At 61.0% G+C, this 20,590-nt stretch carries 18 protein-coding genes; 10 read left to right on the top strand and 8 right to left on the bottom strand.

From position 1 onward, the window contains the following. Positions 1-224: 224 nt before the first annotated feature. The 3 genes from BLU52_RS12685 to BLU52_RS12675 all read right to left on the bottom strand — a co-directional run bounded on the left by BLU52_RS12685 (position 225) and on the right by BLU52_RS12675 (position 3,210). Positions 225-749 (bottom strand): AAA family ATPase, encoded by a 525-nt coding sequence (locus BLU52_RS12685; protein WP_090283640.1) that lies wholly within the window; start codon positions 747-749, stop codon positions 225-227. Further along, the gene (gene pnuC, locus BLU52_RS12680; protein WP_090283638.1) at positions 746-1,309 is read right to left on the bottom strand and encodes a nicotinamide riboside transporter PnuC; all 564 of its coding nucleotides are present in this window, start codon (positions 1,307-1,309) and stop codon (positions 746-748) included. Before pnuC ends, BLU52_RS12685 begins: the two co-directional genes overlap by 4 nt. 266 nt (positions 1,310-1,575) lie before the next feature. Further along, on the bottom strand, positions 1,576-3,210 hold the full coding sequence (locus BLU52_RS12675; protein ID WP_090283636.1) for a methyl-accepting chemotaxis protein: 1,635 nt from the start codon (positions 3,208-3,210) through the stop codon (positions 1,576-1,578). A gap of 304 nt (positions 3,211-3,514) precedes the next feature. Here BLU52_RS12675 and BLU52_RS12670 point away from each other — a divergent pair, with 304 nt between their 5' ends. Together BLU52_RS12670 and BLU52_RS12665 are read left to right on the top strand one after the other, a co-directional pair. Next, the gene (locus tag BLU52_RS12670; protein ID WP_090283634.1) at positions 3,515-4,345 is read left to right on the top strand and encodes an undecaprenyl-diphosphate phosphatase; all 831 of its coding nucleotides are present in this window, start codon (positions 3,515-3,517) and stop codon (positions 4,343-4,345) included. Next, the gene (locus tag BLU52_RS12665; protein WP_090283632.1) at positions 4,342-4,770 is read left to right on the top strand and encodes a DUF1294 domain-containing protein; all 429 of its coding nucleotides are present in this window, start codon (positions 4,342-4,344) and stop codon (positions 4,768-4,770) included. The genes BLU52_RS12670 and BLU52_RS12665 overlap by 4 nt, the downstream gene beginning before the upstream one ends. A gap of 190 nt (positions 4,771-4,960) precedes the next feature. Here the strand turns inward: BLU52_RS12665 and BLU52_RS12660 are convergent, their stop codons facing one another. Both BLU52_RS12660 and BLU52_RS12655 read right to left on the bottom strand, forming a co-directional pair. Beyond that, on the bottom strand, positions 4,961-5,320 hold the full coding sequence (locus BLU52_RS12660) for an MmcQ/YjbR family DNA-binding protein (protein WP_090283630.1): 360 nt from the start codon (positions 5,318-5,320) through the stop codon (positions 4,961-4,963). Continuing rightward, positions 5,317-6,225, bottom strand: a complete 909-nt coding sequence (locus tag BLU52_RS12655; RefSeq protein ID WP_090283629.1) for a LysR substrate-binding domain-containing protein — start codon at positions 6,223-6,225, stop codon at positions 5,317-5,319. The genes BLU52_RS12660 and BLU52_RS12655 overlap by 4 nt, the downstream gene beginning before the upstream one ends. Positions 6,226-6,352: 127 nt before the next feature. Between BLU52_RS12655 and BLU52_RS12650 the strand changes: the two genes are divergently transcribed. Both BLU52_RS12650 and BLU52_RS12645 read left to right on the top strand, forming a co-directional pair. Next, positions 6,353-6,964, top strand: a complete 612-nt coding sequence (locus BLU52_RS12650) for an FMN-dependent NADH-azoreductase (protein WP_090283627.1) — start codon at positions 6,353-6,355, stop codon at positions 6,962-6,964. Positions 6,965-7,165: 201 nt separating this feature from the next. Continuing rightward, a complete protein-coding gene (locus BLU52_RS12645) occupies positions 7,166-8,203 on the top strand; it encodes an alpha/beta hydrolase family protein (protein ID WP_090283625.1) in 1,038 nt (345 codons plus the stop codon). 120 nt (positions 8,204-8,323) lie between these two features. Here BLU52_RS12645 and BLU52_RS12640 read toward each other — a convergent pair whose 3' ends face one another. The 3 genes from BLU52_RS12640 to galE form a co-directional block, all read right to left on the bottom strand. After that, on the bottom strand, positions 8,324-9,511 hold the full coding sequence (locus tag BLU52_RS12640) for an MFS transporter (RefSeq protein WP_090283623.1): 1,188 nt from the start codon (positions 9,509-9,511) through the stop codon (positions 8,324-8,326). A gap of 414 nt (positions 9,512-9,925) precedes the next feature. After that, entirely contained in the window at positions 9,926-11,512 is a 1,587-nt protein-coding gene (locus BLU52_RS12635) for an ABC-F family ATPase (protein ID WP_090283621.1), read from the bottom strand. Positions 11,513-11,794: 282 nt separating this feature from the next. Further along, positions 11,795-12,820 carry a UDP-glucose 4-epimerase GalE gene (galE, locus tag BLU52_RS12630; protein ID WP_090288540.1) on the bottom strand — a complete coding sequence of 342 codons (1,026 nt, stop codon included), beginning with the start codon at positions 12,818-12,820 and terminating at the stop codon, positions 11,795-11,797. 294 nt (positions 12,821-13,114) lie between these two features. On the opposite strand from galE, the gene BLU52_RS12625 reads away from it, so the two are divergent. From BLU52_RS12625 to BLU52_RS12600, 6 genes are all read left to right on the top strand, one after another. Continuing rightward, a complete protein-coding gene (locus BLU52_RS12625; RefSeq protein ID WP_090283619.1) occupies positions 13,115-14,284 on the top strand; it encodes a glycosyltransferase family 1 protein in 1,170 nt (389 codons plus the stop codon). Then, entirely contained in the window at positions 14,272-15,462 is a 1,191-nt protein-coding gene (glf, locus tag BLU52_RS12620) for a UDP-galactopyranose mutase (RefSeq protein WP_090283617.1), read from the top strand. Before BLU52_RS12625 ends, glf begins: the two co-directional genes overlap by 13 nt. After that, positions 15,462-16,637 (top strand): glycoside hydrolase family 1 protein, encoded by a 1,176-nt coding sequence (locus BLU52_RS12615; protein ID WP_090283615.1) that lies wholly within the window; start codon positions 15,462-15,464, stop codon positions 16,635-16,637. The genes glf and BLU52_RS12615 overlap by 1 nt, the downstream gene beginning before the upstream one ends. Beyond that, positions 16,634-18,394 carry an ABC transporter ATP-binding protein gene (locus tag BLU52_RS12610; RefSeq protein ID WP_090283613.1) on the top strand — a complete coding sequence of 587 codons (1,761 nt, stop codon included), beginning with the start codon at positions 16,634-16,636 and terminating at the stop codon, positions 18,392-18,394. Before BLU52_RS12615 ends, BLU52_RS12610 begins: the two co-directional genes overlap by 4 nt. A 263-nt stretch (positions 18,395-18,657) precedes the next feature. Further along, the gene (locus tag BLU52_RS12605; protein ID WP_090283611.1) at positions 18,658-19,833 is read left to right on the top strand and encodes a hypothetical protein; all 1,176 of its coding nucleotides are present in this window, start codon (positions 18,658-18,660) and stop codon (positions 19,831-19,833) included. Then, the gene (locus tag BLU52_RS12600; protein ID WP_090283610.1) at positions 19,830-20,555 is read left to right on the top strand and encodes a DUF892 family protein; all 726 of its coding nucleotides are present in this window, start codon (positions 19,830-19,832) and stop codon (positions 20,553-20,555) included. Before BLU52_RS12605 ends, BLU52_RS12600 begins: the two co-directional genes overlap by 4 nt. Positions 20,556-20,590: the final 35 nt, after the last annotated feature.

The following is a 20,590-nucleotide window of genomic DNA, read 5'->3' as shown; positions in this document are numbered from 1 at the left end:
GTTACGGAAATATTTACCTGCGTTGTGTGGGATCTGTTTCAACTTTGAAACAGGCAGGTTGCGGCTGAGCTGGCGACTGGCTGAGCAACGGTCTGGAACAAGGCTTGGTGCGGTGGTGTTTCAGCGCTGATACACCACGCATGACAAAGCGGTGAACCGTGTTGAGACTGGCCTTTTGCGTGAGGGAAGGTGTTTCAGCAATGGACACTTGGCCCGCGTTCGGGTCATTCAGCCAGCAAGCGCGCAACGGCAGCGAAAGCCTGCGCCTGGCGCTCGAGCCATTTGCCGGCAATGACTTGCAGCGGTTGTTGATGCTGCTCAAGCCACTGTCGAGTCGCCTGATAGAAGGCCTGTCGCTCGGCAAGCTCCGGTTGGCAGCGCTGACCATCCTCGGTCCAGTCGATCTGTTCCGGTGACAGCAGCAGGTGCAGGTCGTAATGCCGCGCCAGCAGTTCCTGCTCCAGCCACGCTGGGCAAGCGTCGAACAGCGTCTGGCTCCAGAGCATATTGCTCAGCAGGTGGGTGTCGAGAATCAGCAGTTCAGGCCGCTGCGCCCGCGCTTCGTCCTCCCACTGCAACTGGCCGCGAGCGATGTCGGGGATGTCGTCCAGGCAGGTGTCGCGGGAATTGAGTTCGATAAAGCGGCGTACATATTCGTCCACGCGCAAGCCGCCAAAGCGCTCCTGCAGGCCCGCCGCCAGCCAGCTCTTGCCGCTGGATTCCGGGCCGGTCAGCACCACCACTTTCATGTGCGCAGCGCCGGGTCGGCGCGCCATTCGCGAAAGCCCTGAACCGCGAGCAAGGTAAACAGCCCGTACAACGCGGCGGTGAGGTAAAGGCCCTTGTAGATGAACAACCCGACGAAAATCACATCCAGCACAAACCACAGCGCCCAGCATTGCAGACGCTTTTGCGCCATCCATAACTGCGCGACCAGGCTGAAACCGGTGAGCGCCGCGTCGAGCCATGGTTGCGCAGCGTCGGTCCAGTGCGCCATCGCCGCGCCGAGCAGCAGACTGCCGAGCGCGCCGACGCCAAGGCCAAGGGCGACGGCGCGCGCATCCAGCCGCGTCACCGCACGCCCGTCGTGCATCGTCCCGGCGCGGGTCCATTGCCACCAGCCATAGAGTTGCAGCGCGGCGTAGATCACCTGCAGCAACATGTCCGAATACAGCTTCACCTCAAAGAAGATCCAGCTGTAGAGCAACACCATGACCAGCCCGATCGGCCAGCACCACGGATTCTGTTTGACCGTCAGCCAGACGGCGATCACACCGAGGGCGGCGGCAAACAGTTCGAGCCCGGACATTGAAGATCCTTGGGGGAGTTGAAGAGGGGGCGGATTGTACTGCATTCGCTTCGGTTCTGAAGTCATGCGCTTCAGATCAAAGGCCCCTCACCCTAGCCCTCTCCCGGAGGGAGAGGGGACTGACCGCGGTGGATGTGAGAGATACGCCGACCTGAGAAACCAAGTGTACTCAAGTTCTGAAAAGCTCAGCGATCGGCTCCCTCTCCCTCGGGAGAGGGCTGGGCGGGCGGCGTTCCGATGAGGGGCAGGCTCACCTCGGAAATGGGTCAGACGCGAAACTGGCGCAGCAACCCGTTGAGCTGTTCGCTCAACTGCCCAAGCCGCAAACTCGCCGCACTTGACTGCTCCGCCGCCAACGCCGTGCTGTGCGAAAGCCCCGCCGCCTGCGTCACGTTCTGATTGATGTCTTCAACCACATGCGCCTGCTGCAACGTCGCGCTGGCAATCGAGGCGTTCAGGCCATTGAGATTGCGCAGGGCCTGGCCGATCGCGTTGAGGCTGGCGCCGGCAAGCCCCGCCTGTTCGATGGTCAGTTGCGAGGCCTTGCTGCTGTCGCCGATGACCTTCACGGCGGCCTCGGAATGGTTCTGCAAGCGCTCGATCATCGACTGGATTTCCGCCGTCGATTTCTGCGTACGCTGCGCCAGCAAGCGCACTTCGTCCGCGACCACGGCAAACCCGCGACCTTGCTCGCCGGCGCGCGCGGCTTCGATGGCGGCATTGAGTGCGAGCAGGTTGGTCTGCTCGGCAATCGAGCGGATCACTTCCAGCACACTGCCAATCTGCGTGCTTTCGGCGGCCAGCGTGCGAATCACTTCCACCGCTTGATCGATGGTGCCGGACAGCTTGTCGATCTGTTGCAGGCTGCCGTCGATGTTGATCTGGCCCTGTTGCGCTTGCGCTTCGGCATCACGCATTTCGGCGGCGGCGTGCTCGGCGTTTTTCGCCACATCCTGCACGCCATAGGTCACTTCGTTGATCGCCGTGGCGACCAGTTCCATCTGCTGCGATTGCTGCTGGCTGCGTTGTTGCGCCTGCGAAGCGTCGTTGCCCAGCTCGCTGGAGGATTGGCCGAGGGCGCTGGCCGAGACCTGCAAGTCGCCGATCACCCGACGCAATTTGGCGGTAAACGCGTTGAAGTGGTGGGCCAGTTCGGTGACTTCGTCCTTGCCGTGGGTATCGAGGCTGCGGGTCAGGTCGCTTTCGCCGCTGGCGATATTGGCCATGGCGTTGACGGTTTCCTGCAGCGGCCGGACGATGCTGCGCGCGATCAGGATCACCAGCAGCGCCATGATCAGCGCGATGGCCAGGCCGATCACCGAGGCTTTCAGCATCTGCCCCTGGAATTCGGCCTGGACGTCATCGACATACACGCCGGAGCCGATCACCCAGCCCCACGGCTCGAACAGTTTGACGTAGGAGGTTTTCGCCACCGGGTCGGTGGCGCCGGGTTTCGGCCAGCGATAGTTGACCATGCCGGCGCCTTTGGCCTTGGCGATGGCGACCATTTCATTGAACACCGCAAAACCGTCAGGGTCGCGGATCGCCGAGAGGTTCTGGCCTTCGAGCTTGGGATTGGTCGGGTGCATGACCATCACGGGCGTGAGGTCGTTGATCCAGAAGTAATCGCTCTGGTCGTAGCGCAAGCCGCGAATCGCCGTCAGCGCCTGTTGCTGCGCCGCCTCCTTGCTCAATGTGCCGGCGGTCTGCAAGCCATGGTAATAGGTCAGCAGGCCGCTGGCGGTCTGCACTACATGCTGGGTTTTCTGGGCCTTGGCGTGATAAAGGTCGTCATGGATCTGCTTGAGCATCAGCACGCCCAAGGTCAGCAACATGACCACCGCCACAATCAAGATGAGCCACAAGCGTCGGCTGATCGACACGCTGCGCAAGCTGTTCATAACGCTGTCACTCCGGGTTCTTGTTCTTGTAATAATTGACCGCCAGCATCCAGCCACGATAACGCGGGCGGGCACATGCGACCCAAGTCGTATAACGCGGCAGCGCTATTAAGGCTTGTCTGTTAGGATTTCGGCCCCGCGCGTGAAAACCTGAATCCATTTTGAAGTTTCACGGAATTTTTACCGTTTCGTGTGGATTCTGTGCGCGCGGAATCGGTACAGCCATAAACAGCTACGCTGATCGCAGTGAACGTAAAAAAATACTATCGGAGCATGCCGCTGCGCATCGCTCTTTGGGGGATTGATGGATCTTTGGACGGCCTTGCAGGCACTGATACTAGGAGTTGTAGAGGGGCTGACGGAGTTTTTGCCCATTTCCAGTACGGGGCACCAGATCATCGTTGCCGACTTGCTCGATTTTGGCGGCGAACGAGCCATGGCGTTCAACATCATCATCCAGCTCGGCGCGATTCTCGCGGTGGTCTGGGAGTTTCGCCGCAAGATTCTCGACGTGGTCATCGGTCTGCCGACCCAGCCGAGTGCGCGGCGTTTCACCGCCAACCTGCTGATCGCCTTTCTGCCGGCAGTGGTGCTGGGGGTGATTTTTGCCGACCTGATCCACGAATACCTGTTCAACCCGATCACGGTCGCGGCCGCGCTGGTGGTGGGCGGGGTGATCATGCTGTGGGCGGAAAAGCGTCAGCACGAAGTGCACGCCGAAACGGTCGACGAGATCACCTGGAAGGACGCGCTGAAAGTCGGTTTCGCCCAGTGCCTGGCGATGATCCCCGGCACCTCGCGCTCCGGCTCGACGATCATTGGCGGCCTGTTGTTCGGCCTGTCGCGCAAGACCGCTACAGAATTTTCGTTCTTTCTGGCGATGCCAACCATGGTCGGCGCGGCGGTCTACTCGGGTTATAAATATCGCGAATTGTTTGTGCCAGCGGATTTTCCGGTGTTCGCCATCGGTTTCGTCACCGCGTTCATTTTCGCCATGATCGCCGTGCGCGGCCTGCTCAAGTTCATCGCCAGCCACAGTTACGCGGCCTTCGCCTGGTACCGGATCGTGTTCGGTCTGGTGATTCTGGCGACCTGGCAGTTCGGCTGGGTCGACTGGGCGGCGGCCAAGCCATGAATGACTCCCGCGCGCGCCGCGCCGAAGCTCGGCCTTCGGGCGGCGCGATTCAACATCTGAAATTCAAACTGCTGGTGCTGCTGGTGGTTTGCGCGCTGCCGCTGTTCGGTTCCGTGTCGATGTGGCTGCGCGGGATTTCTCTGGTGCCGCTGGCGGCTTACGGGATTGTCAGCGTGCTGGCGTTCTTCATGTACTGGGCCGACAAGCGCAAGGCCCGCACCGATGCCTGGCGCACCCCGGAGAACATCCTCCACGCCGTGGAACTGGCCGGTGGCTGGCCGGGTGCATTGATCGCCCAGCAAGTGTTCCGGCACAAGACGCGCAAGGTGTCGTTCCAGGTTCTGTTCTGGGTGATTGTCGCGCTGCATCAGATGTTCTGGATTGACCAGCTGTTCCTCGGCTCGAACTTGCTGACACTGTTCTAACCCACACCACAAAACCCTATAGGAGCCAGCAGGCTGGCTCCTACATTTTTGTGCTCGGCTCACTTAACCTTGGAACACCACGAACCCCTGTGGGAGCCAGCCTGCTGGCGATAGCGGCGTGTCAGGCGGTGCATTCGAAAATGACACACCGCCATCGCTAGCAGGCTAGCTCCCACAAGGGGATTGGGGGTTAGAGCAAAAGACCGATTTGGGTCTTTTTCGGCAACTTGCCAACCACCAATTGATGCGAACGCTGCAACAGCCCCTGCAACTCCTCGGCGCCCAGCGGGTAGGGCGGGTGCATCATGACCCACTGCGCCCGCGCCAGATACGGCGCCGGGTGAATGCCGGGGCGGTCGCAATGGCCGAGGAACAGATCCTTGTCGACCTTGAAGGCCAATGAGTCGCCACGCAGTCCCTGCAAGGCAAACATCTTGTTGCCGGCAATCGAAAACACGCGTACGCCGCCCCACTTGTAATCTTCCCGAGCGCCCGGCAATGCCAGGCAGAACTCCGCCACTTCGGCTTCGTTCATTTTTCCCTTGCTCATAACGGTCGCTCCCCACAGGCATTGAACGATTCGACCAGATGATCGATCCACGCGCGCACCGCCGGCATCACCCCGCGCCGATGCGGATACACCGCTTGCAGCCAGCCGCCGGGCAATGACCACTCCGGCAGCATCTGCACCAGCGTGCCGTTGCGCAGCTCTTCTTCGCAATACATCATCGGCAGTAGGGTGAAACCCTGGCCGGCCAGCACGCAGGCTTTGCGCACAATAAAGTCATCGATGCCCAGGCGTGCTTCCATGTTCAGCTCGAAACTCTTGCCCTGGGCGTCGAGCAAGCGCACATGGACCAGACGATCAGCCTCAAGCGCACCAAGCACCGGCAGGTTCTTCAGGTCCTGCGGATGATTGACCAGGTGGTCCGCGACAAACGCAGGGCTGGCGACCACGACCATCTGCGCCTGACGCAGACGCCGGGTGACCAGCAATGGATCTTCATCACCATGCTCGCGCACACGCAGCGCCACATCGAAACCTTCGCCGACCAGATCGACACGGCGATTGAGCAGCACCACCTCCAGTTGCACCTGCGGAAATTTGCCGAGAAATTCGCTGATCACCCACGGCAGCATCTCCCGCGCCAGGCCGGTCGGGCAGGACACCCGCAGGCGGCCGCGCGGTTCACTGGACATGCTCGCCACGGCCTCATCCGCCATTTCGGCTTCCAGCAACATCGCCTGACAGTGGCGCAAGTAGCGCTCGCCGACCGCCGTCAGGTTGAGCTGGCGGGTGGTGCGTTGCAGCAGTCGCGCGCCAAGGCGTTCTTCCAGTTCGGCAATGCGCCGCGACAGCCGTGACTTGGGAATGCCCAGCAAACGCCCGGCTGCGGCGAACCCGCCAGCCTCGACGACTTTGGCGAAGTAGTAGAGATCGTTGAGGTCTTGCATTCGAGTCATCCGACTGTTCTATCAATAGGACAAACTATCGCATTGCAGGCGGCTAATCATCCATTGATTTCTTGCGTAGGATTGTCTCCATTCCGTCGCCACCGGCGATCACTTAAGGAGCATCCACATGAAACTGCTGCATATCGATTCGAGCATTCTGGGCGACAACTCGGCATCCCGTCAGCTGAGCAGCCAGGTCGTCAAAGCCTGGCAGGCCGCTGAGCCGAGCGCCGTGGTGACTTACCGTGATCTGGCGGCTGACGCGATCAGCCATTTTTCCTCGACTACCTTGCTCGCCGCTGGCACCACCGCTGAACTGCGTGACGCCGCGCAACAGCACGAAGCCGAATTGAGCGCCAGCACCCTGGCCGAGTTCATCGCTGCCGACGCCGTGGTGATTGCCGCGCCGATGTACAACTTCACCGTGCCGACCCAACTCAAGGCGTGGATCGACCGCGTTGCCGTCGCCGGTCAGACCTTCCGTTACACCGAAGCCGGCCCTGAAGGCCTGTGCGGTGGCAAGAAAGTGGTGATCGTTTCCACCTCCGGCGGCATCCATGCCGGTCAGGCCAGCGGCATCGCTCACGAAGAATATCTGAAGCTGGTGTTGGGCTTCCTTGGCATCACCGACATCGAAATCGTTCGCGCTGAAGGTCTGGCTTACGGCGAAGAAGTACGCAACAACGCCATGACCGCAGCCCAGGCGAAGATCAGTGAGCAACTGTTCGCCGCCGCGTAAGGCTTGCGTAAAGAACAGCTACGGTTCAGGCAGCACTCAAAAAACTCTGTATTCTGGTTCCGCAAGGGGCGAATACGGAGTTTTTTGTTTCTGGCTGTTACATAATCTGGCCCGGGTTATGCAGTTGATCGCTCAGCGTTCGCGCGCCGATCCACGCAGGCAGCGAATCACAGGATTCAGTCAAAACAGGGTGGGGCATCCATGGTGCGTCTTTGTGCAGTGTTACTGATAGGCCTGCTGGTCAGCCTCGATTCAGTGCAGGCTGCGCCCGGACGACACCCCGTGTGGAGCGTCGGCTACCACGAAATGACCTTTCTCGATCCCCTCGATCTGCAACCGATGCGCGCGATTGCGTTCTATCCGTCCAGCGACCGCGAACACCAGAGCCTGCTCGAGGGCTATTCGGTCGAGGCGGGTGAAGACACCAAAGTCGCCATCGGCCGTTTTCCGATGCTCATGCTCTCGCACGGCAACACCGGCACACCGCTGGCCTTGCACGATCTCGCGACCTCGCTGGCGCGCAAGGGCTTTGTGGTGGTCGCGGTGATTCATCCCGGCGATAACTCCAAGGACCACAGCCGACTGGGCACGTTGAGCAATCTGTACGGGCGGCCGATCCAGATTTCCCAAGCGATCACCGCGACACTCGGCGACGGCATGCTCGCGCCTTATGTGAATGCCGAACAGGTCGGCGTGATCGGTTATTCGGCGGGCGGCGAGACCGCGTTGATTCTCTCCGGCGCGCAACCGGATCTGGATCGCTTGCGTCGTTATTGCCAGGAACGCCCCGATGATCACGACGCCTGCAACACTCAGGGTGAAATGATCGTCGACCGCGATGATCTGCAACCGGTGCCCGATCCGCGCGTCCACGCCTTGTTGCTAATGGCGCCGCTGAGCCTGAAGTTCGGCCGGCACACCCTGGCCGATGTGCACGTGCCGGTGCTGCTCTACAGCGGCGACGGCGACAAACTGGTGGCCTTCGACAAGAACGCCGCCGCACTGGCGCGCAAACTGCCGACCGCGCCGGACTTCAAATTATTGGCCGGGGCAGGGCATTTCGTGTTCCTGGCGCCGTGCAATGAAGAGCAGATCCGCGCGATGCCAGCGCTTTGCACCGATGCCGATGGCGTCGACCGCGAAGACATTCACCGCAACCTGATCTCCGAGGCCGGCCGCTTCTTCACCCATGCGCTGGGCAAACCGACACGGGCGGGGATGCAGACGGCCGATCAATAAACGTCGCAGATCCCTTGTAGGAGTGAGCCTGCTCGCGATAGCGGTGTATCAGGCAAGAAGATGTCGACTGACACTCCGCTATCGCGAGCAGGCGAAGGCCTACAGGGGAACGCGGCGGGATCAGGTTGTTGTCCGGCGTTTGAGCAGCAACGTCAGCCCCAAGCCGATCACCGACAGCATCGCGGCACTGAAGAATATCCACCCATAGCCAAGATTCAACGCCACCGCGCCCATCAACGGCCCGGCGATTGCCAGCGCAAGATCGAAGAACACCGCATATGCGCCCAGCCCCGATCCACGGCTGGAACTCGGGACCTGCTTGATCGCCTCGACGCCCAGCGCCGGGTACACCAGCGACAGGCCAAATCCCGCCAGCCCGGCGCCGATCAAGGCGAACGCGGTGGACGGCGCCAGCCACAGCAACACCAGGCCCAGGGTTTCAACGCTCATGCAGGCGATGGCCGAGGTGAAGCCGCCAAAGCGCGCGATCGCCGAAATGAACAGCAGCCGCGACAGGATGAAACACACGCCGAACACCGTCAGGCAGTACGCCGCACCGGTCCAGCCACGATCCAGGTAATAAAGCGTGATGAAGGTGGTCAGCGTGCCATAACCGATCGAGGCCAGGGTCAGGCTGGTGCCATAAGGTGCGATTCGCCCGAATACCGCCCAGAACGGCAGGCGCTCGCCGCGAATCACTGGCACCGAAGGTTTGTTGCGAATCAGCAGCAACGCGCCCGCTGCCAGCGCTGCGAGCGCAATGCCGAGGCTGGTGAAACCGTAATCGGCGACCATTACCACACCCAACGGCGCGCCAATGGCGATGGCGCCGTATGAGGCGATGCCGTTCCAGCCGATGGATTTCGCCGTGTGCTCGACGCCGACCGCGCCCATGCACCAACTGATCGTGCCCACACCGATCAAGCCTTGCGCCACGCCGAGCAGCAAGCGGCCGATGATCAGAATGATCAGGCTGGTCAGGGCAAAATCCTGCAGCAACGTCGAAAGCAGCGTCAGCACACCACTCAGGACAATGCCCCACAAACCGTAAATGATCGCCCGCTTGGTTCCGAGAGTATCCGACATGCGCCCGGCCATTGGCCGGCTGAGCAGGGTGGCCAGGTACTGCGAACCAATCACCAGCCCGGCAATCACCGCGCTGAAACCCAGTTGCTCGTGCACGTAACCGGGCAACACCGCAATCGGCAGGCCGATGCAGAGGAAGGCAATGAAGGTATAGAAAACGATGGAGACGATCTTCAGCGTGATCGCCAGGGAGTTTTGCGGGGGTTGAGGCTGTGCAGACATGAGAACTCGATCGCGGGCGGCGGTGGGAGCGTTGCCGTCATCATGGCGCGGGCATGGATGAAAAGAAAGCAGGCTAACGACTTCACCGATGAGTGCGGTGATGCTGAGGCCGCCTTCGCGAGCAGGCTCGCTCCCACAGGATTTTGGGTGTAACCACAAGTTAGTGGTGACACCGCCCCCCTGTAGGAGTGAGCCTGCTCGCGATTGCGCCGTATCAGGCGACGGCAATGTGACTGGTCTGGCGCCATCGCGAGCAGGCTCACTCCTACAGAAGAACGCGTTCCCAATGTGGCAGCGAGCCTGCTCGCGAAGGTCCCCGCATCAACTGATCACTCGGCTCAAAATGCAAAAAGCCCCGTCACCAAGGACAGGGCTTTTAACTTGCAGCTTGCAGCTAATAACTCACAGCTGCGTTTAAAAAACGACGCCCTGACTACGCAGGTAGTCATCATAGGTGCCGCTGAAGTCCGTCACGCCATCCGGGCTCAGCTCGATGATGCGCGTGGCCAGCGACGAGACGAATTCGCGGTCGTGGCTGACGAAGATCAGCGTGCCCGGGTAGTTTTCCAGCGCCAGGTTCAGCGCTTCGATCGATTCCATGTCGAGGTGGTTGGTCGGTTCGTCCATGATCAGCACGTTCGGCTTTTGCAGGATCAGCTTGCCGAACAGCATGCGGCCTTGCTCACCACCGGAAATGACCTTGACCGACTTGAGGATCTCGTCGTTGGAGAACAGCATCCGGCCCAAAGTGCCACGGATCATCTGCTCGCCTTGAGTCCACTGGCCCATCCAGTCGAACAGGGTCACATCGTCTTCGAAATCGTGCGCGTGGTCCTGAGCGTAGTAGCCCAGTTCCGCGGCGTCGGTCCACTTGACGGTACCGGCATCCGGGGTCAGCTCGTTGACCAGGGTGCGCAGCAGGGTGGTTTTACCGATACCGTTCGGGCCGATGATCGCCACGCGCTCGCCGGCTTCAACCTGGAAGCTGAAATCCTTGAACAACGGCTTGCCGTCGAAACCCTTGGCCATCTTCTCGACCATGACTGCCTGACGGTGCAGCTTCTTGTTCTGTTCGAAACGAATGAACGGGCTGACGCGGCTCGAAGGCTTGACCTCGGCCAACTGGATCTTGTCGATCGCCTTGGCGCGGGAGGTGGCCTGCTTGGCTTTCGAGGCGTTGGCCGAGAAGCGGCTGACGAACGATTGCAGCTCGGAAATCTGCGCTTTCTTCTTGGCGTTGTCCGACAGCAGTTGCTCGCGGGACTGGGTCGCCACGGTCATGTACTCGTCGTAGTTGCCCGGGAACAGACGCAGCTCGCCGTAATCCAGGTCAGCCATGTGCGTGCACACGCTGTTCAGGAAGTGCCGGTCGTGGGAGATGATGATCATCAGGCTGTTGCGCTGGGTGAGGATGTTTTCCAGCCAGCGAATGGTGTTGATGTCCAGGTGGTTGGTTGGTTCGTCGAGCAACAGCACTTCCGGATCGGAGAACAGCGCCTGCGCCAGCAATACGCGCAGTTTCCAGCCTGGCGAAACTTCGCTCATCGGGCCGAAATGCTGTTCCAGCGGAATGCCCAGACCCAGCAGCAGTTCACCGGCACGGGATTCGGCGGTGTAGCCGTCCATTTCGGCGAACTCGGTTTCCAGCTCGGCGACGGCCATGCCGTCTTCTTCGGTCATTTCCGCCATCGAATAGATGCGGTCGCGCTCGGCCTTGACCTTCCACAGCTCTTCGTGGCCCATGATCACGGTGTCGATCACGGTGAATTCTTCGTAAGCGAACTGATCCTGGCGCAGCTTGCCCAGACGCACGTTCGGTTCGAGCATGACCTGACCGCCGGACGGGTCGAGGTCGCCGCCGAGGATTTTCATGAAGGTCGACTTGCCGCAACCGTTGGCGCCAATCAGACCGTAGCGATTGCCCGCGCCGAACTTGACCGAAACGTTTTCGAAGAGCGGCTTGGCGCCGAACTGCATCGTGATGTTAGCTGTGGAGATCAATTACCTTACCTATCAATGGTTTGGAGCGGGTCATGTGTGCCTGATACCGACTTGATACCAATCTGGAGCTTTGCCGGCTCCGCCCGATCCGAGCTTGAGTTGCGCCAACGCGCATGCTTCGCCAGCAACCATTGGCCGGGGTGGCCAGGCTGCTGAACGATGCATGCGGGGGTCATATGTTGGACATTGTGCGCATTGTCGCATAATCAACAAGGCAGTTGTATGGCGACGCGACCAGCCAACGCACATTGCTGTGATCTGCTTTGGCGGATGCTGCAGGTTTCAATTGGCCTCTCTGATCCACTCGGTTTCAAGTTGACTGCATTGCCATCGCCACGCATCGGTCAGCATGTCTTGCAATGAACGACTGGCCCGCCAGCCCAGTTCGTCAGCGGCTTTTTGCGGATCGGCCCAGCAACAGGTGACATCGCCCGGCCGCCGGGCCTTGAACTGCAGGGCAATCGGTACGCCGCTGACCTGTTCGAAAGTCTTGACCAGCTGCAGCACCGAGTAACCTCGTCCGGTGCCCAGGTTCCAGATGTTCACACCGCTGCGCTCGCGTAATGCGTCGAGCGCGCAAAGGTGTCCCTGCGCCAGGTCAACGATATGAATGTAATCGCGCACTCCGGTGCCGTCCGCTGTCGGGTAATCGTTGCCGAACACCGAGAGGTATTCACGTTGCCCGCTGGCAACTTGAAGCAGAAAGGGCAGGAGATTGTTCGGCATGTTCAGCGGCGCTTCGCCCAGCAATCCGGAAGGGTGGGCACCGATCGGGTTGAAGTAGCGCAGCAGGCCTATGGACCAGCGCGGGTCGGAGCTGGCAACACTCTGCATGATGTTTTCGGCCATCAGCTTCGACATGCCATAAGGATTGGTCGGTTGCCCGGTGGCGCAGGACTCGTTGATCGGCATCGTGCAGCAGTCGCCATACACCGTGGCCGATGAGCTGAACACCAGGGTAAACACCCCGGCCTGCGCCATCGCCTGACAAAGGGTCAGGCTGCCGCCGACATTGTTGTCGTAGTAACGCAACGGCTCGTGCACGCTTTCGCCGACAGCCTTCAGCCCGGCACAATGCACCACGGCATCGATCGGATAATTGCGCAGCAGCGTGTCGAGCAAACGCCGATTGCGCACATCGCCCTGAATGAACCCCGGTCGCTGCCCGGCCAGCGTGCTGATGCGCTCGATCGCCGAGCGCTGGCTGTTGCACAGATTGTCCAGAATCAGCACGTCCTCGTTCCTGGCCAGCAATTCCAGCGCGACATGCGCACCGATGTAGCCCGCACCACCCGTTATCAGAATCATGCGCCCGCCCTCGATCATCTTCGTTTTTCGATGGCATCCGCGGCTCTCGCAGCGATGCCTGTTGAAAGGTAGGGAGCATTTTCCGGGCGGAGTTCAAGCCGGTTTGCCAGCCGGTATGTGCAGTTCATCGGCTGCGATTATTGTTCGTGTGAACGCCTCGTGAACGCCACGTTTCCAACGATCAAGAGCCGTACGGACTCATCGAGAGAAGCCGGACACCTGCTGTTTCACGGGTGTTACGGCCCGATGGCTCGATCCTGAGTCGTCTTTCCTTCTCTTGAAAAGGACCTTGCCATGAACCTTGCCGAACAACCTGGACAGTCGCCGATTCTGAATGCGCAAAAGCTCGTCGAGCTGGCGACGCAAATCCGCCCCACGCTGGTGTGCCTGTCGCATTTGCGCTGGGGTTTTGTTTTTCAGCGACCGCAGCATGTGATGTCGCGTCTGGCGCAGCACTACGATGTGATTTTTTTTGAAGAGCCAGTGGTGTCCGCTGGCGAGAGTCCCTGGCTGGAAACCTCGACGCCCGCCGCAGGCATACAAGTGGCGGTCCCGCATCTACCCGAAGGCCTCGACCACGAAGCCATGGTGTTGGCGCAACGAGCCTTGCTCGACCAACTGCTTGTCGGGCGTGAGCAGGGCGACCTGCTGCTCTGGTATTTCACCCCGATGAGCCTGGCGTTTACCGATCACCTCGATGCGCAAGTCACGATCTACGACTGCATGGATGAGCTGTCGGCGTTCATGGGCGCGCCGGCGCAATTGATCGACATGGAGCGCTTGTTGATGGGCCGGGCGGACGTGGTGTTCACCGGTGGCGTCAGTCTGTGGGAGGTCAAGCAGCGCCAGCATGGCAATGCTTATCCGGTGCCGAGCAGCGTCGATATTGCACACTTCGCAGTGGCGCGCCAGGACTTGCCGGAGCCCGCGGATCAGGCCTCGATCGCACGGCCACGCCTGGGTTTTTTTGGTGTCATCGATGAGCGCTTCGATATCGACCTGATCGACCGGGTCGCGCAGCAACGTGCCGATTGGCAAATCGTGCTGGTCGGGCCGGTGGTCAAGATCGATCCGCAGACCCTGCCACGTCGGCCGAACATTCATTATCTGGGGGCGAAGCAATACGCCGAGCTGCCGGCCTATCTCAGCGGTTGGGACGTGGCGCTGATGCCGTTCGCCCTCAACGCTTCCACTCGTTTTATCAGCCCGACCAAGACCCCGGAATATCTCGCTGGCGGCTGTCCGGTGGTATCGACGCCGATCCACGATGTGATCAGCGGCTACGGGGAGAGCGGGGCGGTGTTCATTGCCGATACGGCCGGGGCGTTTATCGAAGCGATCGAGCACGCGCTGCCGCTCAAAGGCACCGATGAATTTGTACAACGCGCCGACGCCGCTATCGCGGGCATGTCGTGGGACAACACTTGCCGCTTCATGAAGGAGCAGATCGAATGTCTCAGATAACCCTTGAAGCGGCCAGATCCGGCCCGTCCAGTCAGACCGACAGTGGGGTCTATGACTATTTGATCGTCGGCGCCGGGTTTGCCGGCAGTGTCATCGCCGAACGCTTGGCCGAAGGCCTCGGCCGCCACGTGCTGCTGATCGATCGCCGCGACCATATCGCCGGCAATGCTTACGACCATTACGATGCCGCGGGCGTATTGGTGCACCGCTACGGTCCGCACATTTTTCACACCAACGCGCAGCGCATCGTCGATTACCTGTCGCGTTTTACCGAGTGGCGTCCTTACGAGCACCGAGTGCTGGCCAGGGTTGACGGCCAGTTGGTGCCGATCCCGATCAACCTGAGTACGCTCAATGCGCTCTACGGTTTGTCGATGAACTCGGTCGAGGCGCAACAGTTTCTCGCCGAGCGCGCCGAACCGGTGGCGACGATTCGCACCTCCGAAGACGTAGTGGTCAACCAGATTGGCCGTGAGCTGTATGAAAAATTCTTTCGCGGCTACACGCGAAAACAGTGGGGGCTTGATCCATCGGCGCTGGACAAATCGGTGACCTCGCGGGTGCCGACGCGCACCAACGAGGACGACCGCTACTTCACCGACACGTTCCAGATCATGCCGCTGCACGGTTACACGCAAATGTTCGAGCGGATGCTCGATCACCCGCGAATCGATCTGTTGCTGAGCACGGACTTCAAGCATGTGCGCGATGTGGTGAAGTACCGGCACGTCATTTACTGCGGGCCGATCGATGAGTACTTCGACTTTCAGTTGGGGCGTTTGCCGTACCGCTCCTTGCGCTTCGAGCATCAGACGCTGGAGCAGGAGCGCTATCAACCGGTCGCCGTGGTGAATTTCCCCGACCCCGAGGTGCCGTACACGCGAATCACCGAGTACAAGCATCTCACCGGTCAGACTCACCCGGGCACCAGCATCAGCTATGAGTTTCCCTGTGACGATGGCGACCCGTATTACCCGGTGCCACGCCCGGAAAACGCCGAGCTGTACAAACGCTATCGGGCGCTCGCCGAGCAAACCCCGAACGTGACGTTTCTCGGACGCCTGGGTACTTACAAGTACTACAACATGGACCAGGTCGTCGGGCAGGCGTTGGCGTTGTATCGCGATATCGAAGCGCAGAGCCAGACGCTGCCCGATGAAGAGAGGCTGGATGCCTGATGACCGCGCAGCCGAAGGGTGACGGACTCGAGCCCGCTGCGCTGTTCGACAGCTTTGTGATGGCCGGTTACGAATGTTCCAGCCAGCGCCGCCGCGATGGTCGACGGCTGGATCTGCTCAGCAGCACCGGCCACGCGCAGTGGGCAGACAAGGACTACCGGCAACTGGCCGATCTGCGCATCCGCTGCGCACGGGACGGGTTGCGCTGGCATCTGATCGAACGCAGCCCCGGCCGATATGACTGGGGCAGTTTTCTGCCGATGCTCAAAGCGGCGCAAGGCGCGCAACTGCAAGTGGTCTGGGATTTGTGCCATTACGGCTATCCGGATGATCTGGATATCTGGCAGCCGGCGTTTGTCGAGCGCTTCGCCCGTTTTGCCGGTGCCGCGGCGCGACTGATGAGCGATGAAGGGGTCAGCGTGCCGTTCTATTCGCCGATCAACGAAATCTCTTTCTGGAGTTGGGCCGGCGGTGATGTCGGCTATTTCAACCCCGGTGCTCACGGGCGCGGGCAAGAGCTCAAACATCAGTTGGTTCGAGCGAGCATCGCGGCGATCGAGGCGATTCGCGAACAGGCGCCGGCCGCGCGTTTCGTCCAGTGCGACCCGTTGATCAACGTCATCTCCGGCTCGCGGCGCAGCGACGAGCTGGAAAACGCCGAGCGATATCGCCTGGCGCAGTTCGAAGCCTGGGATTTGCTGGCCGGGCGGCAATGGCCCGGACTGGGCGGGCAGGAACATTACCTGGACATCATCGGTGCGAACTTTTACCCGCATAACCAATGGTATTTTCAAGGTGCGCGAATCCAGCGCGGTGAACGCGATTACCGGCCGCTGGCCGGCATGCTCAAAGAACTGCATCAGCGTTATCAGCGACCGCTGCTGATCTCGGAAACCGGGGCGGAGGACACCGAGCGCGTGCCGTGGCTGCGCTATATCGTCGAGCAGGTGCAAATTGCACTCGCGCGTGGCGTGCCGGTGCAGGGCATTTGCTGGTACCCGTTTCTCGATTACCCCGGCTGGGATGATGACCGTTACTGTCCGACCGGAGTTTTCGGCTATCCCGATGGCGAGGGCCAGCGCGCGGGTTTTCATCCGTTGTGTGTTGAGCTTGTGCAAGTGCCCGAGCGCATCGGCGAGCAGCTGCATCTGGCTGACAAGCGGTGGCCGCGATGAATTTTCAGCATTTGCGTCATGAGCCATTGCCGGCCTCGGCGAGTGCGTTCTTGTGGCGTTATGTCAGGGTGCGGCCATTTCACTTCAGCACCATGTTGTCGCTGGTGGTCGGCGCTGCGTGCTGCGCGGTGGCGGTGCAGTACGGCATGAAGCTGCTGGTCGATGCGATGGCCGGTGAGTCACAGGCCGGGCAAGTGTGGCGCGCGTTCAGCCTGTTCATTGCATTGATCGTGCTGGAAAACGTGTTGTGGCGACTCGGCGGCTGGGTCGGCTGTTACACCGTGGTCGGCAGTTGTGCGGATCTGCGTGTGGATCTGTTCCATCACCTGACCGGCCACCCGATGCGCTATTTCAAGCGGCACTTCAGCGGCTCGCTGGCCAACCGGGTGGCGGCGGCCGGTGGCGCCGCCGATGTCGTCTACGGCGGTCTGGCGTGGCGCATCGTGCCGCCCTGCGTGGATTTCCTCGGCGCGGTGGTGGTGCTGTTTTCGGTGCGCGATTCCATGGCGCTGGCGTTGATCGTCTGCGTGTTGCTGGTGGCGGCGTTGCTGACGATGGTCGGGGTGCGCGGCAGGCACCGGCATATCGCGTTCGCCTCGCAGTCGGCGCGGGTCGGCGGCGAGATCGTCGATCTGGTCTCCAATGTCTGGACCATCAAGGCGTTTTCCGGACGCGAGCGTGAACGTCAGCGGCTGGAGCGCGAGATCGGCATCGAGGCCGCTGCCCATCGACGCAGCTGGATTTATCTGGAAAAAGCCCGTGTGCTGCACGATGTCTGCCTGTCGATCATGGCCGGAGCGATGTTGGGCTGGGCCATCCTGTTATGGCGGCAGGGCCAGGTGACGGCGGGCGATGTGGTGATGGTCAGCGCGCTGACCTTCCGCATTCTTCACGGTTCGCGGGATCTGGCACTGGCGCTGGTCGACGCCAGCCAGCAAATGGGCGTGATTGCCGAAACACTGAGCATCATCGCGCAACCCCACGAACTCAGCGACACGCCGGAGGAACTGGCACCGACGCGCGGCGGCATCAAACTGCTCGACGTCAGCTATGCCTATCCGGACGGTTGTCAGGTGTTCAAGCACCTGTTTCTGGAAATACCGCCAGGGCAGAGCGTCGGCATTGCCGGTACCTCGGGTTCCGGCAAATCGACCTTGCTCAGCCTGTTGCAACGCCTGGATGATGTGCAAAGCGGTGTGATCCTCATCGACGATCGGGACATCCGTTCGGTCAGCCAGGACAGCCTGCGCCGGCAGATCGCCGTCGTGCCGCAGGAGCCTGCGTTGTTCAATCGCAGCATTCTGGAAAACATCGGCTACGGCCAGCCCCACGCCACCGAGGAGCAAATCATCGATGCCGCCCGGCAAGCGTTCTGCGATGAGTTCGTGCAGGCCTTACCCGAGGGTTACCACACGCCGGTCGGAGAACGCGGCGTCACGCTTTCCGGCGGCCAGCGCCAGCGCCTGGGGCTGGCGCGCGCCTTTCTCAAGAATGCGCCGATCCTGATTCTGGACGAGGCGACCTCGGCGCTGGATTCCGATTCCGAAGCGATCATCCAGCGCGCCCTGGCCAACCTGATGCGCGGCAGAACGGTGCTCGCCGTGGCGCACCGGCTCTCGACCATTGCCGGCTTCGACCGCGTGCTGGTGCTGGAACAAGGCGAGATCGTGCAAGACGGCCCGCCGGATGAATTGCGCCTGCGCCAAGGGCGTTTTCGTACGCTTTGGCAGATGCAGGCGATGCTGCATGAGCGTTGAGCCTTGTGCGGGTTTTGCCAGCCTCGCTGCGCTTGATGTCTGAGCGCGGTACTGCGCCGCTCATCGGGTTTCAGCGCAAGTAAATCGATGTTTTTCCTCGCTCTTATGGTCATCTCCATGAGACCGCAAGCCTTTCAATACGGCCGTTGCGCTGTAGGACGCCATCCGTCGAAACAGAGGAATGGGCGCATGACTGGCGCAGTCGATTTTTCACAGCGGGCCTCGCGAGGCGTTGCGTGTTGACTGATTGAGGAGAGCAACAGATGACAAAAATTGACAACCTGCTGGACAACAAAGGCACGCCGTTGGACAAGCAGACGTTCACCTGGCGCGAGCTGGCCGGCAAACCGATCAGCAAGCTCGATGACGACGCGTTTACCCGTGTACGGGTGATTTTGATGAACGGGGTGGAGTCCGACGCGCTGCGACTCAAGCACTTTGGCGCACGCTTTCACAAGGAGCTTCAACTGCCGCTCGCACAGATTCGCCGCGCCGAGCAGCACCAGATGACTTCGATCAACTGGCTGCTCTCGGCGGATCATTCTCCACTGGAAACCACGGTGGCCTATGAGCAGGTGGCGATTGAGGTGACCGCTGCCGTCGCGCAGAACGAGCCCGATCCGTATCAGGCACAGACCTACCGGTTTGGCCTGCTCGAAGACTTCGATCATTTGTATCGCTACGCCGCCATGCTCGATCGACTCGAAGGCAAGGACGCCAACAACATCCTCCAGGGCTACACCGATCTGGTGCCCGGTCGGCCGACCAGCGAGCATCACCGCGCCCCTGGTGACGACCTGCGCGACAACTACGAAAAAGACAACGCCGCGCTGATCACCAAGATCCACGCGGCGCTGATCACCGGCGCCGAATACCAGACCCACGATTACTACATGAACATCGGTCCGCTGTTTGCCGATCCGGTGGCCCGCGCGCTGTATGCCGAAATCGCCTCGGTCGAGGAACAACACGTCACCCAGTACGGCTCGTTGCAGGACCCTGCCGAAACGTTCATGGAGAAGTGGCTGGTCCACGAAGCGATGGAGGTCTACACCTACGCCAGTTGCGCCGAGCAGGAAGAAAACCCACGCCTCAAAGCGTTGTGGGAGCGCTACGTCGACTACGAGCTGGGGCACCTCAACCTGGCCTGCGAACTGTTCAAGAAGTACGAACGACGCGACCCCGCCGAAGTGCTCGCCGGTCCATTGCCACGGATGATCGAGTTCAAGAGCCAGCGTGATTTCGTCCGCGAAACCCTGTCGCGGGAAGTCGACCTGCGCGCGCATGGCATCGACTACGTGCCCAAGGAGCGCGAAGCACGGCCTTCCCTTGATTACCGCGCGCAACTCAACAGCGAGGGAGTGCCCGCCAACATCGCCTCGGCCGGCTACACCTTCAAACCGGGCACGGAACTCAACGAAGTGGGAGAACAGCAATGAGTGAACCTCAAGTCACCATCGGCACCAATCGCACTGGCATTCAGACCTCGCCGCAGGACACCGCTCGCCAATTGGAAGCGACGCGCATGTTCCCGGCCGATGTCCCGGGCGACATGAGCGACTACACCGCTGAACGTGAACGGGCGATTCGCGAGGCAGACCTGATCGGCTCGGTGCCGGCACCGGGCACCACCAAAGGCATGCTCAAGACCGCGCTGGACAAAACCATCGGCAAGGCCCCGGAAGTGCTGATCGACAAACTCGGCGAACGCCTGGCCTTCGAACGCACCGGCGTGCGCCTGTATGAGGCAATGGTCGCCAAGGCCACCTCGGCGCCCGGTGCCGATCCGGCGCTGGTCGACACGTTGCGGCAGATCCAGGCTGAAGAACTCGAACACATGAACATCGTGCGCGAAGCCATCGAAACCCTCGGCGGCGACCCCACCGCCATGACGCCGTGCGCGGATGTCGCCGGCGTCAAGGCGATGGGCGTGTTGCAAGTGCTGACCGACCCGCGCACCACGGTGTCGCAGTCGATGAGTGCGATCCTGACCATCGAGCTGGAAGACAACGCGGCGTGGGAATTGCTGATCGAGCTGGCGCAGAAGGGCGGTCATCCGCTGATTGCCAAACGCTTCAAACATGCGCTGGAGCAAGAAGAAACCCACTTGGCCACGGTCCGCGAGTTCATCCGCAAAGACCTGCTCGCGCAAGTGAGCTGAGCTGAGCTGAGCTGACCTAAGCGAAAGTGCAATGC

The organism is Pseudomonas granadensis, assembly GCF_900105485.1.
GTDB classification, from domain to species: domain Bacteria; phylum Pseudomonadota; class Gammaproteobacteria; order Pseudomonadales; family Pseudomonadaceae; genus Aquipseudomonas; species Aquipseudomonas granadensis.
Note: the sequence above shows the minus strand (reverse complement) of the source record. Positions and strands in the feature narration are given on the sequence as shown.